The organism is Bradyrhizobium sp. 141, from assembly GCF_023074055.1.
Classification (GTDB): Bacteria; Pseudomonadota; Alphaproteobacteria; order Rhizobiales; family Xanthobacteraceae; genus Bradyrhizobium.
Genome location: NZ_JADPKR010000013.1, coordinates 11,298 through 29,681 on the forward strand (window position 1 = coordinate 11,298; position 18,384 = coordinate 29,681).

General features: G+C 65.5%; 2 protein-coding genes. Both read left to right on the plus strand.

Features of this window, described 5'->3' with window-relative positions; translation table 11 throughout:
* Positions 1-15 precede the first annotated feature (15 nt).
* The gene (locus IVA81_RS02450; protein ID WP_247311718.1) at positions 16-16,656 is read left to right on the plus strand and encodes a leukotoxin LktA family filamentous adhesin; all 16,641 of its coding nucleotides are present in this window, start codon (positions 16-18) and stop codon (positions 16,654-16,656) included.
* An 11-nt stretch (positions 16,657-16,667) separates the two neighbouring features.
* Positions 16,668-18,356 (plus strand): ShlB/FhaC/HecB family hemolysin secretion/activation protein, encoded by a 1,689-nt coding sequence (locus IVA81_RS02455; protein ID WP_247311721.1) that lies wholly within the window; start codon positions 16,668-16,670, stop codon positions 18,354-18,356.
* The last annotated feature ends 28 nt before the right edge of the window (positions 18,357-18,384 follow it).

Here is an 18,384-nt window from a genome sequence, read left to right on the forward strand (position 1 = left end):
GCGCGGTTCCGTTCGATGTCGCTGCTCTGCGCGATGCAGATGGTCTTCCTGCCGGTGTTCAGCGTCCGTCTTCAGGCGCAGACAGCGAACGTCATCGTTCCCGATGGCCGCACCGGGACCTCCTTGCAGACCTCCGGCAGCGTCACCAACGTCACGACGTCGACGGTCTCGGGCAACAACGCCTTCAACTCGTTCTCCCAGTTTAGCGTCGGGCAGGGCAACACCGTCAACCTGCAACTGCCGACCGGGACGCGAAATCTCGTCAACATCGTTCGCGACGCGCCGGTCTACGTCAACGGCACGCTGAACTCCTACATGAACGGCGCGATCGGCGGTAACGTCTATTTCGCCGACCCCAAGGGTTTCGTGGTCGGCCGCAGCGGCGTGGTCAATGTCGGCAGCCTCAACGTCTCGACGCCGACGCGCGAATTCACCGACAGCCTGATCGGTCCGGGAGGGGCGATCAACGGCACGGCGGTCGGCAATCTCATGGCGGGCTCATTTCCGGTCTCGCCTGACGGCAACATCCGCATCTATGGCCGCATCAACGCCCAGGATGGCGTGCGGTTGACCGGGCAGAACGTCTTCGTCGGCGGCGCCAGCCAGCGCGACATCGCCAATCTCGACCACGCCGCGAAATTCGCAGCCTCGGTCAATTCGAAGGGCCTGCGCAGCGCCAGCGCGATCACCGTCAGCAACGGCTCGATCCATATCGGTGCCGTCAACAACGCCAGGGTCAACGGGCGCCTCACCGCGCGCAGCAAAACCTCGGCGCCGAGCAATATCACCGTTCAGGCCGGCAACAACATCGAGGTCGGCAAGAACGCCAGGCTGAATATCGCGAGCAGGACCGGCGATGCCGGTGAGATCCGCCTGAAGGCGACCCAGAATCTGACTGTGGCGGGCGGGGCCAAGTTCAACGCCAGCGCGAAGACCGGCAATGCCGGTCTCGTCGATTTCAGCGCGAACGGCGTCATCGACATCGGCCAAGGCATCAAGGTCAACCTCAGCGCGGACAGCGGCAAGGCCGGCACGCTGCTGATCGACCCGACCGACCTGGTCGTCGGTGACGCGGCCCAAGGCGACACCGGGGTGACGCTGTCGAACAGCTCTGTCGCGGCTGCGCTCGCCGGTCTCAGCGCCGGTGCCAACTACCTCATCCAGGCTGATCATTCCATCACGCTCGCCGCGCATGCGGTGATCGATGCCCGTCGTCTCGATGGCTCCGGCCATTCGACCGGCAACGCCAACAACGTCATCATCGATGCCCCGAACATCGATATCAAGAATGGCGCGCAGATCCTGGCCCAGGCGGTCAATTTCGGCGGGTCCAACTACACCGACGGCAACGTGACGCTCACGGCAACAGCGAGCGACATCAAGCTGTCCGGCCAGGCCACCGCCGCCACCGCGATCACTGTCGACGGCAAGATCACCGGCGGTACGATCTCGATCACCGCGACGTCGACGGCCGTGTCGAGTTTCCTGAACGGATCGCTGGCCGGCGATTTCGCGCTCGTCGGCTCAACGCTCGCCGCCTCGCTGCTCGGGCTGAATGGCGGCTATGTCGCGGCCAGCGCCACGGCGACCATCAACATCAACAGCCATGCCGACATCAACGGCCGCGGCGATGTCACCATTTCCGCCCATGCATCGGAAACCGCCTCGGATCCGGCCATCGCGTCCACCTTGCTCGGCAGCCTCACGCCGGTCGCCGCCGGCGTCGTCGTCGGCAAGATCGACGGCACCGCCACGACCAACGTAGCCTCGGGCGCGACGATCAATGCCGGCCGCAACCTCGAGATCAAGGCGCTCAATGATGCGACCATCGCCGTCTCTGCCCTCGCGGCATCGACGAGCGCGCAGATCGTCCCGACGGTGGCCTATTCCAAGGGATCGGTGACGACGATCGCCAACGTCGAGAGCGGCGCGCATCTTGCGGCGGGCACGGTGAACACGAGCGGCAGCACCTTGAAGGTACGCGCGATCAACAACAATTCGTTCTCGACTAGCGCAACCTCGGTCGCGGCCCCCGGCCTCGGGGCGAGCGGCGGCGTCGGCGGTGCGTTCGCGATCAGCGACATCACGACGTCGGTGACCGCGACGCTCGGCGCATCGCTGGGTACCGATACCGCCAGCCGGATGAACGGCTCCGTTCTGGTCGAGGCCACCTCCGACACCACGAGCAATTCCACGATGGCGTCGTCCATCGCCGGCCTGCCGGCGCTGATCGCGGCGATCGAGACAGGACTGCGCAGCGTCACGGCGCCGACGTCGATCATCCAGGACCACATGTCGTCGCTGGTGCCATTGAACTTCAATTTCAAGGCCGCCGGTGCGCTCTCGCTGGCCAACAGCACCCAGAGTGCGACCGCTGCGATCGCGCAGAATCCGAGCGGCGGCGCGCCGAGCATCTATGCCAGCGGCAACGTCGCCGTGGCCAGCAACGTCATCGATCGCGGCGTTCGCAGCAATGCGACCGCCAGCGCAATCACCAAGGACGTGGTGTCCGGCGAGAGCACGGCCATCAGCGCGGCCGTCGCCTGGGGCAATTTCACCCACAGTTCGAACGCCTATGTCGGCAGCGGCACCCTGATCAACGCGGCGAACATCGCCGTCGATGCCACCACGGAATTGCCCATCACCAACACCTGGCTGAAATGGGATGGGCTCGGCGCGGTTCTGAGCCACCTCAACGGCAGTCTCGGCGTCGGTGGCAACATCCTGACCAGCTACGCCAATGCCACGGCGGACGCCGGCGACACGATCGGCATCGCCGGCTCGCTGAACCATTTCGTCGTGAACAACAACACGACGGCGTGGGTCGCTGGCAGCGCGAACCTGACGGCAACCTGCGCGGCGGCGGCCTGCGGCAGTGGCACCGGCTGGTCGGTCGGAATGGACAATGGCGACCTCCACACCTACAACACGAGCATTCAGGTCGCGGCGACCACGACGACCGCGTCGATCGACGCCGCCGGCAATGTCGGCACGCTCGGCTTCCTGACCGGCAACACGTCGGGCGGCTCTTCGGTCGGCGGCGCGCTCAATCTCGTCCAGTTCAACACCAACACCATCGCCGGCATTTCCGACGGCGCGACGGTACGGGCGGCGGACGACATCGCCGTCAACGCGATCACCTCCGATCAGTTCGTCGCTGTCGCGCCGACAAACGGCAAAGCCGCCGGCGCGCTGGCGCTGAACGGCATTACCTCGCTCGGGTTCCTGAACAACACGACGCATGCGTCAATCTCCAGCCAAGCCACCGTCTATGCCCCGACCGTCAATATCCTGGCACAGCAGGATCTGTCGGTCGTGACACTGGCCGGCGCGATGAGCCGGAACACCAGCGGCGGTTCGGCGGTCGGGTTGGCGGTCGCCTATCTCGGTGCAAACACCGACACCTCCGCCTATATCGGGGACAATCATTCCGACATCCGGCCGGGGCCGTTCAGCGCCGACGATCCGTTTGCCGGCAATGGCGGCGGCAGCGGAGCCGTCAACGTCGACAATCTCACGCTCAGCGCGACCACTTCCGGGCGCATCACGGCAGCCGCCGTCGCAGCATCGATCTCCGAGCCGCAGGCGTCCAGTTTCTCCGACAAGGCGGGCGCTGCCGGCGCAGGCGCGACCGGAGGGGCCGCGGGCGTGGCGACGGCCGCGAGCAAGATCGGCTCGTCCTCGGGATCGAGCACCGACGGCTTCAGCATCGATCTCGCCGGCAGCTCGTCGATCAGCGACGTCGCGCTCGGCACCAGCGCCTATATCAGGAACACGACGGTCAACAAGTTCACCACGACCGGGACCGTGGTGACCAACACGATCGTCCAGGCGCTGAACGACACCATGCTCAACAATGGGTCCGGCTCCGCGGCGCTCAATCTGGCCGGAGCATCCGCCCAGGGGGCCGCGATCGGCGGCGCGATCGCCGCGGCGATGTCGAACAATGCGACGCTCGCCTATATCTACGGCACCACTGTGAACAACCAGAGTTCGGTGACGGTGCAGGCGCTCAATGGCGGCTCGGAGACCGTCGTCGCGCTCGGCGTGGTGGGATCGAAATCCAATGCGGCGTCGCTGTCGGCCTCCGTCGGCATCATCACGGACAGCGCCAATGCCTATATCGAGAGCTCGACGATCACGGGCCAGTCGACCGGCGTCAATCGCGCGCTCGAAGTCGACGCCTACCAGACGACGAACATCGCGATCGGTGGCGGCTCGCTCTACATATCGGGTGGCCAGGCCGGCGTCGGCATCGGACTGACCTATGCCTCAATCGCCGATCCCACCGGCGGCAACGCGACCGATGCGCATATCCGCAGCACGTCGATCTCCAACTACGACACCCTGCTGGTGATGGCCGACAGCGCCAGCGTGATCGCGGCCGGTGCGGCCTCGGGCGGGGCGGGATCCAACGGACTTGCCGGCGCGATCGTCGTCAGCGAGATCACGCCCACTACGACCGCCTATATCAACAGCGGCGCGACGGTGAGCATCAACGTCGGACGCGTGACGGTGCTGGCGGACAGCGGCGCCGTGTCGGCGCTGGATACGGCGCTCGGCAACCTCGTCAAGAAGTCGAACAACAATCTTCTCGCCTCGGATACCTGCACCGTCGCCGGCGGCACGGGCGGGCAGAACTGCATCGATTTCAGCGCGGCCGCGCTCAACGACGGTGCGGGTAACGGGCCGGGCGCCAGCATCGTCTCCGTTGCGGGCCTCATCCAGGCCGGCAAGAACAATGTCGGCGCCTCGATCGTCTACAACACCATCGCGACCACGCATTCGGCCTATATCGCCAACGTCCTGATGACGGCCGGCAGCAACGGCAATGTCAGTGTGAGTGCGGTCGACTCCTCGAAGATCCAGGCGGTCACGATCGGCTTTGGCCTTGCGACCGGACAGTTCGCGGGCGTCGGCGGCACGACGATCAGCAGCATCTCCAATACTGTCTCGGCGGCCATTGGCAACAGCCTGTCAAGCACGACGCAATCGAGCGTCACGGCCAAAAACGTGTCCGTCACCGCGACCGACAATTCCAGCATCACCGGAACGGCCGCCGTCGCGGGCGCCTCGACGCAAGGCAGCGCCGCGGGCCTGGCGCTGGTTTACAGCAGCATCGCCAACAATGTCAGCGCCGGCGTCACCGGGTCCAAGCTGACGGCCTCGGGCAACGTTGCGATCGGTGCGAACTCGAACGCCAGCATCTCGACGATCGCGGTCGGTATCGCGATGTCCTCGCAGGTCGGGCTGGCCGGCTCGGTCGCCACCAATCTGATGGGGACCAACGTCACCGCCAGCATCACCGCCGCCGGCACCAACGGCACCAACGGCGCCGATGTCACCGCCACCAACAACGTCGGCGTGATTGCAGGCAACAACGACAAGGCGGCCGTGTTTGCCGGTGCGCTGTCGATCAGCAAGGGGGCAGCCGGCGGCGCGGGTTCGCTGGTGACCAACCAGATCACCGGAACCACCGCAGCCTATATCACCGGTGCCAACACCAAGGTCGACGCGCTCGGGACCAGCACCACCGATACGCTGTCGGTCAACAACGGCACGCTCGTCCACGCGTTCGATCTCGGCACCGCCCATGCGCCGACCGACACCACGCCCGATCTCTCCGAGAACCAGGACATTGTGCGCGGCCTTGCCGTGGTCGCGAGTTCCCACCAGGCCGTCGTGACCAACGTCGCCTCGCTTGCCGCGAGTTCCAGCATCGCGATCATGATCAACCCCATCACCAATGTGATGAGCGGGGCGACGCGAGCCTATATCGACAGCGCGGCCATCGACACGCGCCTGACCTCCTCGACGCTCAAGCCGCAGATCGAGGTCGCCGCGTCGAGCTTCTCCTATTCCGGCGCGTTCGGCGCCGGCATCGCCTACGGCAGCAGCGGCGGTGGTGGCGCGACGATCATCGCGACGACGATGTCGCGCGAGACCTTCGCCTATATCACCAATGCCACGGTCGGCGGCGTGCAGTCGTCGAGCGAGACGGTCGGCGCCGTCACCGTGAAGGCCAATGCGGAGCAGGATGCATCTTCGATCGCGATCGGCTTCAACACCGGCTCGGTCGGGCTCAACGTCTTCCAGGCGACCACGGAAGCCTATGTCGACGGCGGCGCGCTGACGGCTTCGTCACTGACGGTGAACGCCAACAACAACACCGGCATCTTCTCCGCGAACGGCTCCGGTGCCTATGGCAGCCAGGCCGCGATCGGCGCGGCGTTCCTGGTCCAGGTCTCCTCGAACCGGACCCTGGCCTATGTCGGCGACGAGTTCCACTATCAGGGCAACGGCGCTGCGCACACGACCGCGCTCAATTTGAGCGGCGCGCTCGACGTCGAGGCCAAGACCAAGAACCGCTTCGAGGCCTACGCGATCGGCGGTGCGCTTTCGACCGGCACGGCGGCGATCGCCGGCATGGCCAACATCGAGATCGCCAACAACACCACCATCGCCGGCGTCTACGACACCACGCTGCAGGGGGTGACGGGCGGTGCGGCCGGCGCGGTGACCATCAACGCCAACGAGGACGTTGCGATCAAGGAGATCGCCGGCGCGCTCGCGGTCGGCGCCAGCGGGGCGGGCGTTGGCGTGGGTGCAGCGGCCAACATCATTGTGTTCAAGAGCCAGACCGTCGCGGAAAGCCGCAACAGCAATCTGAATTCGTCCGGCGCGATCAATGTGGGCGCGCTCAGCACCAAGGAAGTGCTGTCCTACGCGGTCACCGCCGGCATCGGCGGCAGCGTCGGCATCGGTGCGACCGTCGGCGTCATCATCAGCGGCACCAACACCGCCGATCCGGATACGCAGGGGCAGCAGACCGGCCAACTCAACCAGAACGGCAACGGCACCATTGCCTCCGTGAATGCCGGCACCAACAATACGCATGGCAGCGACGCGGTCGCGAGCGGCACCGCCGGCAATCCGAACAGTGCCAGTGTGACGTCGACCTACAACGTCAGTAGCGTGCTGACCGGCGGCAATGACGGCGTCACCGCGCAGATTGCAGGCGGCAACGTCACGGGCACGCAGGTCAATGTCGGCGCCACCAGCGCCAATGCGGCCAAGATGTACCTGCTCGGCGCCGGCTTCGCGAAGAACGTCGGTATCGGCGCCGGCATCGGCTACACCAGCGTCAACAGCAGCGTGCTGGCCAATCTGAGCGCGATCGTATCCGCGCCGTCCGTGACCGTTGCAGCGGTCGTGAAGGACGCCGACACCGGGCCTTATGCCGGCAAGACCATCGACACCGAGGCGATCGCGGGCGGCGCGGCGCTTTACTTCGGCGCGCAGGCTGCGGTTGCGGTCGGCAATGTCGCCAATACCGTGACAGCGCAGCTCGGAGGCCAGATCACCGGCACGGGCGGCACCGGCGTCGCCGTCATGGCGCAGGATTCCTCGACCCAAGTGGTCTTCACAGGCGGCGTCACCGCCGGTGCCGCAGCGGTCGGCGCTTCGGTCGCGACGGCCGGACGGTCGAGCTCGGTCGCGGCGAAGGTTCTGGACGATGCCACGATCAATGCCTCGACGCTGGCGGTGGGCGCGGCTGGAGCCGGCACGTTGTCGACGACCGCAACGGCGCTGGGCGGCGGCATCCTCGCCGGCGTCGGCGCGGATGCGGAGGCGCACGAGAATTCGAGCGTGACCGCCGAGATCGGCGCGGGTTCCTCGATCACCACGTCCGCGAACGGTGTCGGCACGCTGGTGACGGCATCGATCACGCCCAATCTGTCGAGCGAGGCGATCGGCGTCTCGGTGGGTGGTGCTGCGGTCGGCGTCGCCATCGCCCAGTCGACGGTCGGAGCTACTGTTAGGGCCGATGTCGGCGACAACGCCATCTTCTCGGGCGGCGCGCTCGCCGTGACCGCGATGGCGCTCGTCCCGATCATCGGTACGCAGACCAACACTGACGGAAGCACGACGACGATCTATGGCACGACGACCTACGCCAAGGCGCTTGCCGGCGGCGGCGGTTCGCTGATCGGCGCGCAGGGCAGTTACGCCAAAGCCTCCCAGAACGCGACCGTCAGCGCGTATGGCGGAACCGGGATCGAGCTTCCGAACGCCGATGTGCTCATCGCGGCTCAGAACGACAGCGCTCAATACGCCGAGGCGACCGGCCTTTCGAGTGGTTTCCTGGCCCTGGGCGCGACCGTCGCTCAGACCTCCTCGAACGCGCACACCTATGCCTATCTGGGCGCGCCTGCGGACATGGATAGCCTCAATCACGCCAACTACACGGGCATCCTCGAGATCACCGCCACGGGCAAGGATACCAACGTCGCCAACGCGACGGTCGGTGCGGGCGGCACCTACGCCGGCGCCGCGGCGGTCGCCACGACCAGCTCGACCGCAGTCACCAATGCGCGGTTCGACGGCGCTACGACCGACGACACGCTCTATTTCGGCGGCCTCAGCGTCAGGGCCACGCACACCACCAATTATGCCTCCAACGGCGATGCCTACCAGGCGTCCACGGCCGGCGTCTCCGCCGGCAAGGCGCAGAATGACGTCACCTCGACCACCACCGCCGAGATCGGAACGCATCTGATCATCAATACGGATGGCGGCGATATCGCTGTCATTTCCAACGACATCGTCAACCAGGCCGGCGGCGGTGCGCGTTCCGGGTCCGGCGGCTCGTTCTCGGGTGCCGCTGCGCTGAGCGACTCGCATGTCACCCAGACCGTCACCACCAATATCGGCGCCGGAACGATCCTGAGCCTCAACGGTGACCCGCGCACGTCGACGGGCGTGATCGACATCGAGGCCTACAACACGCTGAACACCAGGGACACGGCGAGCCTGGCCACCGCCAGCTTCTTTGCCGGCGGCGGCGCCGAATCCAACATGACGGCGAACGCCACGCTTGCGGTCAACATCCATGCCCGCGAGCTGTTCAGCGTCGGCAAGATCTTCATCGGCACGGCTGCGAAGATGGCGGCGTCCAACAACGCCAATGCCAGCCTCTACGGCGCGATCGCCGGCGTTGGCGCCAGCACCAATACCTGGGTGCACGCCGACCAGGACGTCACCGTCGACAGCGGCACGACGATCCAGGCCTGGCGCGACATCAATATTTTCGCCGGCATGTCGGGCGACACCATCACCTTCAGCAGCATCCAGGCGACTGCGACGACGGTCGTCTACAACAATACCGCCATTCCGATCTCGACCCTCTACCGCGGCACGGCCAATGCCGGGGGCGACAGCACCCTGACGCTCTCCGACGGCTCGCGTGTGCTCGGCGTCCGCGACATCTACCTGGGCGCAACCCAGGGGCAGGTCACGGCGTCCGGCAATGGCAGCAATTACAATCCGTATCTGGACATCTTCAGCGCGAAGAACAGCGACAACCACAGCCACACCAGCGGAACCGGCGATGTCGCGCTCAACGGCCTGGTGGTGGCGGGCATCAACAACGACGTGACGATCACGATCGATCTCGGTGCAAGCTCGCCGACCCTGAGCACGACGAGTCCGTATTCGTCGCTATCATCCACGCTCGAATACGTCGCCGACGTCGATCATTTCAGCCCGGTGAAGAGCTGGAACCACCAGACGGTGCAGTACACCATCGTCGGCGGCTTCAATCCCTACCAGAACGTCGTCAACCAGCTCGTCACGCTGACTGGCCTCACCGAGACGCAGATCCGGTCCGCGCTCGCGATCCGGACGCCGACGCCGACGATGGCCCCGTCCGGCGCCGATCCGACCGGCGACTTCCAGCGTCAGATCAACGCCTTGATCCAGCAGGCGCCGTACACCTCCGACGCCCCCGGCAACGCGTTCGCGTTCGGAGACATGCTGGTGTCCGCCGGCAACGTCTCGATCCTGGCTCAGAAGCTGAGCGGAAACAGCCTCGCCGGTCACTCGGCGCCGGCGGTCATCGCGCGCGGCTCGCCGATGATCAAGGTCGAGAACCGCGGTCTCGACTTCATGGACTTCGCGAACCTCACGGTCACCAATGTGACCGGCGGCAACATCACCTACCGCCAGATCGACCATGTCGATCCGGATTCGCATTCCAACGTGACCTTCACCGCCACGCCGAGCGCGACGCCGATCATCGACATCTCGGCGACCTACAACCGCGTCGATCCCAACAGCGGGCTCGGCGTCGACGGCAGCGGCAACCAGCTGACCCGCAAGCCCGACATCTATTTCGACGGCATCGTCACCAATGAAGGTGGCCTGCTCAAGATCACCAACAATCTGGGCAGCATCGTCGCGTCGCAGTCGCTCAATGCCGCCACCATCCAGATGGTGGCGCCCAACGGTTCGTTCGTGTTCCTCGGCGGTATCGGCAGCTTCTACAATTCGAACCACGATGTCACCGCGCAATGGGCCGGTGTGCAGTACAAGCCGGCCGACAACGACACGCTGACGGCGGTGATGGCGGCGGCGACCTATCTCGGCGCCTATGGCGACTACGCGACCAGCCCGCATATCGGCGCAGGCGGCAATCACCCGTATTTCTATTACTGCTGCGTCGACGGAAATACCGGCGTTCAACAAACGGCCGCCAACAGCACCGTCTTCACCGCGCGCATGCTGATGACCTATTACGACGGCCTGTCGCTCTATTCGGCAATCTTCCTGCCGATGGGCAACGGCACGCCCAACGGAGGCGGCGGCAGCGTGGGCAGCACCGCCACGCTCGCGGCGATGGAAGGGCCGACGGTCCAACCGATCGTCACCGCGCCGTGGGAACGGAACACCTATGCCGGCCAGGGCGTCTTCAGCAACACGACCTACGATTACACCACGACCTCGACGGATGCCCAGGGCAACACCGTCACCACCAACCACACGGCCAGGTTCTACTCGCCGTTCAATTGCGATGGGTGCGGGGCCTATTTCCAGGTCGTCAACATCCAGAACGATGTGATCACCCCGAGGACCGCGAACACCAACGCGATCACGAATTGGGCCTCGACCACGCCCTCGGGATACCAGAACCCCGCGAACGCGCCCTTCATCCTCGGGCAGGCGATCATCATCTCGGCGGGTGTCATCAACGTCAACGGGCTGATCCAGAGCGGCACGAGCAGCAATTACTCGGTCGACATCGGCAGCGGCGCGTTGTCCGCCATCAACAGCCTCAAGGGTAACAGCGCGGCCTTCGCCCAGGCCCAGGCCAACGCGCGGAACGGCAGCTATTACGACATCACGGCAGCTGCCGCGCCGCTGGTCGCCAGCGATATCAAGATCGGTGTGCGGTACAACGCGCTGACCGACCAGATCCTCGTGAACGGCGTGGTGCAGGGCTCGGGCGGCTACGTCTATCTGAACGGCAAGATCATCTCGACATCGACCGACGGCACCTCCCAGGGCACGATCGCGGTCAAGGGCGGTGCGGGCACGATCACGGTCAACAACTCCACCGGGCTCCAGCTCGTCACCAATACCATCAACACCGGCGTCAGCGCGCCCAGCGTGATTCAGATCGTCGATCAGCTTCAGCAGCAGACGACTTGGTACGTCTACAATCCGTCCGCGTCGGGTGGACAGCAGGTGTCGACGTACAGGACAGCCGGCGTCAATGCGAGCGCGTACACCGGCGCGATGTTGACCGGCATGAGCGGAACGGCTGGCATCCAGTACGCCGTGAAGCCCAACATGTACTACCAGTGGGTCGACACGGCGACGCTCGATCGTCCGGTGACCAGCACGCAGTTCGACTATGGCTGGCACTACACGCCGAATGCGGCGACCGGAGAGAACTGGACCCGCACCATCAGCCTGGTCGAGAACGTGATGCAGGCCACGGGCGGGGGCGGCAATACCGGCCAATTGCAGACCGCCAATTTCCAGGAGGTGGTCACGGCGACCGGCAGTTATCACGGCGGTGGCTACAACACGAGTTCTGGCAATTGCTGCGGTGCGGACGCCCATTTCGACTGGTTTCAGCAGATCTACGATCACCTGACCCTGACGCTGACCAACACGGTCAAGGCGTCGAACCCGATCAACATCCAGTTCAGCGGCGGCGGCGCGAGCACGGTCAATGTCAGCTCGAACTCCGGCATCGTCATCAACGGGCCGATCAACAACCTCTCGGGTTCGACGACGCTGATCGCCACCGGTGCCAATTCGGCCATTACGTCCGGGGCGAACGCGAACAACCCGATGATCTCGGGCAAGAACGTGACGCTGCAGGCCGATGGGGGCATCGGTTCGCTCGGCGCGAGCGGCACGCCGGTCCAGGTGCAGGTCTACGGCGGCAATCTGACCGCCACGTCGATCGATCGCGACATCGCAATCGCGGCCGTCGGCTCGCTCTCGATCAACCAGGTCGCCGTCGCTTCGGGTGTCTCCGGGCGCGCGCCGCAGGGCAGCGTCTTCATCTCGGCGACCGGCGACATCAACTCGGCGGCCGCTTACAACGTCGCCACCCCCGTCGTGATCGGCAAGAATATCGAGATCAACTCCACCGCGGGCGCAATCGGCGCGACGAGCGCCGTCGTCAACGGCGCGTCCACCCTGACCAACATCAATCCGCTGGTGATCCAGGCGACGGGGACGGTCCAAGCCGACGGCACCGTCGACGGCGGTGTTCTCGACAGCGCTTCGGCGACCGGCACCTATATCGTCCAGTCCAAGGGCGATTTGCGCCTCGGCACGATCCAGTCGACCGGCGGCCCGGTCTTCCTGGAGGCCGCCGGCTCCGACGGCAACCAGGCCAGCATTTTGAACGGCCGAGCGGCGGTTGGTCTCACCCAGGCGCAGAGCCAGCATCTCCAGAACGTCTGGACCAGCCTCGATCTGCTCAGCGGCAACGCCGCCACCAACGCGGTCAACAGCTACCAGTCCATGGTGACGTCGGCCTATAACGACTACTTCCAGCTCAAGAACATCGCGTTCCCGAACGGCAGCACCTACAATCCAACCTCGGTGGGACTGACGGTGCTGCGGGCGCAGGTGGCTGCCAAGCTCGGCATCGATCCCGCCAACGTCACGACGACGCAGATGAAGGCCGAGGCGACGACGCGGTTCCTGCGGGATCAGTTCCTGCTCGGCAAGATCAGCACCGACGAGCTCAAGAGCTCGCTGACGAATTTGCTTGGCACCGCGCCCGCAGATCCGCTGGCGACCCTGTTCGGCAGCTCGCTGTCGACGACCCTGTTCACCAAGCTGTTCGACGGCGTCTCGACCGCCAATCAGCGCTTGCCAAGCAACACGGCGCTGCAGACGGCGCTCGATGCCTACAACGCGAACTACACCTATACGCTCGCATCGACCGAGCGGGTGTACGGCATCATCACCGCGGGCTCACAGTGGACGCAGAGCCAGCTCGCCTACACGGTCTCGTCGTCGGCCGTCGGCGCGGCACCGCCGCCAATCGACGACAACGTCGTGGCCAATGTCAGCGCTAACCAGATCATGTTCTACGCGCCGCGTGGCTCGGTCGGCAATTCGGCGGCGCCCCAGACCTTCACCTTCACCAGCGTCGATTCCTCGTCGCTGACGCCGGAGCAGAGGGGCTTGCTCGCGACGGCCGGTCCCGGTCAGCTCACCGTCGGCGCGGTCACGGATCCGACGACCCATGTCACGACCTATACGGTCAGCCTGTCGCAGCAGAATCTCGTCGTGGTCGACAACCCGATCGCGATCTCGGCCAAGGCGCTGACGAATATCTATCTCGGCAGCAAGAACAGCCTCGCACTCGGCGGCGTCACCGCGAATTACGGTCCGATCACGGCCGCACGGGCTAACGGCATCGAGGTCACCGGTCGGGGCGACGTCAAGCTCGACGCCGTGACCAGCATCTCCGCCAATGTGGGCGGGGCCGTGATATCGGGTGATATCGGCAACCTGACCCTGATCGCCGAGCACGGCAATATCGGTGCCCCCGGGACCGCCGGAAGCAATCCCGCGACCAATCCGAATGCGATCCAGATCGCGTTCGCCGACCCCGGCAACGACCAGCTCGACCAGGTCTCGTCGGCGCAGGGCATCTATGTGAAGCAGACCACCGGCGATCTCATCCTCGGCAACATCTCCGCCGGCAATGCGATCCAGCTGGCTGCGACCGGCAGCATCTACGCCGAAGCCGGCTTTACGGATCGCAGCGCGATCCACATCCTTGGCACTGACCTCGACCTGCGCGCCAGCGGCAGCATCGGCTTCAACGGATCGACATTCCAGCCGCTGCAGGTGAACATCTCCGGTGCTGTGACCGGCTCGGCAGTCGGCGACCTCAGCCTCCTCGCGGTCACCGGCGATCTCGTGGTCGGCACGAGCGGCACCTACGGGACGCTGACGGCGGGCGGCGCGCTGACGCTGAACGTTGCGCGCGGCGCGCTCACCATCAACACCAGCATCACCAGCGGCGGCCTGATGCAGCTGCTCGCCAATCGCGGCATGACCTTTGCGGCCGGCACCAGCGCGGCGCCGGTGGTTGCAACCAGCAGCTCGGACGGCGTGACGCTGGTAGCTGCGACGCTGTCGATGGGCGCCTATTCGGCCGTCAACGCGGCCGGACTGATCTCGGTGACCACCACGGGCGACGCGACGATCGGCCAGCTGAATTCGCCGCTGTCCTACGCGGCCGCCTCGAACGCGCCCTCGATCATCGTCACCGCCGGCGGTGTTGCCTCGCTCGGAGCGATCATCGACAATGGCGACGGCCAGACCAAATTCCTCGCCTCCGGCGCAGGCGCCGAAGTGTTACTGAGCGCATCGAACGGCATCGGTAACGCGACGGGCCGGTTCACCTTCAGCGCCGCGCGGCTGTCGGCAAGCGCGAGCGCCGGCGACATCTACGTCAAGGCTCTCACCGACACGGAAGTGAGCCTGCTGTCGGCCGTGAAGGGCAGCGTCGACATCATCGGTACGGGCGGGCTGACGCTCGACCAGGTGGTCGCAGGCACGGCGACCGGCGCGAGCGGCAGGTTCAAAGCCGTCGCGAACAACGGCAGCATCGTCATCGGCACCGCCGACAGCAGCGGCTCGCAGACGGTCCACGCGACCCAGAACGTGACGTTCAATTCGCTCGCCGCCACCGGAAATGCCGGCGACGTCGGCAGCATCAACGTCACCGCCGACACCGGCTTCATCCTGGCGCAGACGGTGATGTCGGGCGGCGCGACCACGCTCGGCTCGGTCTCGGCCCATGGTTCGGCGACGCTGCTGGCCGCCACGACCATCACCGGCAACACGCTGGCTGCGACGACTGGTTCGGGCCTGCTGACCGCCGGCGGTCCGGTCAACTGGAACACGCTCAATGTCGGGACGTCGCTCGGTGCGATCGCGGGGCAGGGCAGCATCACGCTGCAGACCGCGCAGAGCGGCGGCACGCAGACCATCCACGCCCGCGACAACGTCACCTTCAACGCGCTGACGGCGACGGGCATCAACGGCGGTGCCGGCAGCATCATCGTCAGCGCGGACAACGGTTTCATCCTGGCGCAAACGGTGATGGCTGGCGGCGTGGCGACACTGGGCTCGGTCTCAGCCAACGGCTCGGCAAGGCTGATCGCGGCGGGGACGAATACCGGTCATAACCTCACGGCCTCGACCGGCAACGCGGTCTTGAGCGGCACTGTCGTCCATTGGGACAATCTCAATGTCGGCACCTCGCTCGGCATCACCGCGACGGCAGGGGCGATCAATCTCGGAACGGCCGTCAGCGGCGGCACGCAGACCCTGCATGGGGTGAACGACATCGTCTTCAGCCAGCTCACCACGACGGGTATCCCGGGCGACGCCGGCGACATCGATCTGCGCTCCGATACGGGTTCGATCCGCGGCGGGTCGATCTCCGCCAATGGCGATACGCGCTTCGCCTCGGCTGGCTCGGTCTCGCTCGACCGTATCCGGGGTAACATCGTCAAGCTGACTTCGCCGGGTGACCTCTCGATCAACTGGGTCAGCGTCGTGCGGGAACTCGATCTCGCGGCCGATACGATCAACGTCAAGGGCGAGCAGATCCGGTCCAACCCGGCGATCCCGCTGATCCTGAACATCACCGGCTATAACGGCGGCGTCGCGAAGTCCGCCAACATCTCGATCGATCCGGACAGCATCATCGTCAATCAGTTCAGGGTGGTGGACGCGACCTTCTGGACGGACGCACCGGCCGTTTCGATCCTGAACGGCTATGTGCCGGGTCAGCTGATGCTCACCACGGCCAACGCGCAGGTGCTGCTCAACAACCGCTCGCCGGCGCCGTCCAATTGGCCGTCGCTCCAGCTCTACCAGCCGGGCGGCGTGTTCACGATGAGCCAGGTCGGTAACGCCAATGTCAGCAACGCCTATGTGGTGTTCTACACCGGCAACATCTCGGCGACCGTGACCAATTACGGCCCGACCCATACCTGCTGCTACGACTTCACCGGCGCCAGCATGGTGCGCAACATCGCGGTCGACAGCCAGGGTCAAGAGAACATCGAGACCTGGCTCGCGAAGAAGGACGGCGGCACGTTCTACCTGCTCGGTCTCTCCGGCCAGGCGCGGCTCGACGCGCTGCTGACGCCGCGGCCGGTCGAGGCCGTCGGCTCCGGTCCCGCCGTCAACATCGAGGGCCTCAGCGACATGCGCAAGCTGCGCCAGAAGGGACAGCGTGCGGGACGTCCGGGCTGGAAGGACGCTGCGGTCGAGACGGCGAAGCCGGCGATTGGCCGTCTCGCAGAGGCATGGTAATTGGATTCGGGATGCGGATTCGGGGGGCAGCATTGGCGGTCGGGCTGGCAGCGTCCTGCATCGTTGCCGCACGCGCCCAGTCGATCAATCCCGGCGTGATTCAGAACGACGTCGACCGGCAGCGGCGGCAGCTCGAACAGCAGAGCGCGCCGCCCAAGCTCACAGGGCCGGCGGTGATCGGCGGCGAGCGGGAGAAGTCCCAGCTCCTGAAGCCGGGCGGGCCGAAATTCCGCCTGCGCAAGGTCACGTTCGACGAGTCCAAGTTCATCACGCCGGCCGAGCTGGATGAGATCGCGAAGAAATATGTCGGCAAGGACGTCGACATCGCCTCACTGTTGCAACTCGTTGCTGACATCAACGCGGTCTATGCCGCGCGCGGTATCGTCACGGGCATCGCGACGCTGCCCGAGCAGGACGCCAAGGGCGGCGTCGTCCGCGTCAAGCTGACCGAAGGCCGGCTGCAGAAGACGACGGTCGAGGGCAACAAGCAGACCCGCACCGACTACATCCTCGATCGCGTGAAGGAGCCTGAAGGCGAGGTCCTCGACGTTCCCAAGCTCAACCGCGACGTGATCTGGTTCAACCGCACCAACGACGTGCAGATCAAGGCGCTGCTGCAGCCCGGCACGAGCTTCGGCCTCACCGACCTGCAATTCGCGGTGATCGAGCCGCCGATCGACACCTTGCAGCTCTTCACCGACAACCAGGGCGCCGAGAATACCGGGCGTTGGGAGGGCGGGGCCTTTTACAAGCGCCACGGCTTGTTCGGCGTCGACGACCGCCTGACCTTCTATGGCGTCCGCTCCGACGGCAATCTCAACGGCAATGTCGCCTACAGCATCCCGGTCAATCCCTGGGGCGGCCGCGCCGGCGTCAGCTACACCGAAGGCAAGATCAAGATCATCCAGGGGCCCTTCGTCGCGCTCGACGTCACCGGTCGCTCGAGCCAGGCCGCGGTCAATTTCAGCCAGCCGGTCTGGGTGACGCAGGACTGGCTGGTGCTGCTCAACGCCGCCTTGACCGAGGGCAAGACGGTCAGCCGCTTCGCCACGGTCGCCGTCACCGACGATCACTACGACAGGACCACGGCGGGCGTGTCGGTGACCAAGTCCGGCAACACCTATTCGATCACGGTGTCGCCGGCGGTGAATTACATCGCCTGGCAGGACCACGTGCTCGGCAACAACCGCGCGTTCAACACCTATACCGGCTCGCTGATCGCGACCAGCGCCGCGGGGCCCCAGAACTTCAGCGCCAATGTGCTGGCGAGCTGGCAGTACACGCAGGAGAAGCTGCTGCCGGGCGATCAGATCTTCTCGATCGGCGGTCCCACCACCGTACGCGGTTATCCCTCCAATGCGGCCTCCGGCGACAGCGGCTATTATTTCAACGCCGAGCTGCACTACAACTGGTCGCAATGGCTCAGGGGGTTCGACACTTACGTCTTCACCGACTGGGGTGCGGTGTATTCGACCTTCCCCGGCGTCACCGAAATGGCGTCCGTCGGCGTCGGCTTCTCCTGGACCTACGCGTCATTCATGACGTTCGAGGCAAATTACGCGACACCGCTAAAGATGGCGGTGTCGACCCAGAACCATTACGAAGCTTATGGCCGCGTCATCTTCCGGCCGTTGTTGATGTTCCAGAAGCCGGAAAGCCCGGCGCCCGTGGCGGCGGTGGCCGGCAGGAGCAAGTCGTAGCGGAAAGTATCTTCTCCGTCATGGCCGG

What these genes read in the sequence shown, in the direction of transcription:
- IVA81_RS02450 (WP_247311718.1), top strand. Translation starts at nt 16, where the DNA reads ATGTCGCTGCTCTGCGCGATGCAGATGGTCTTCCTGCCGGTGTTCAGC.
- IVA81_RS02455 (WP_247311721.1), top strand. Translation starts at nt 16,668, where the DNA reads ATGCGGATTCGGGGGGCAGCATTGGCGGTCGGGCTGGCAGCGTCCTGC.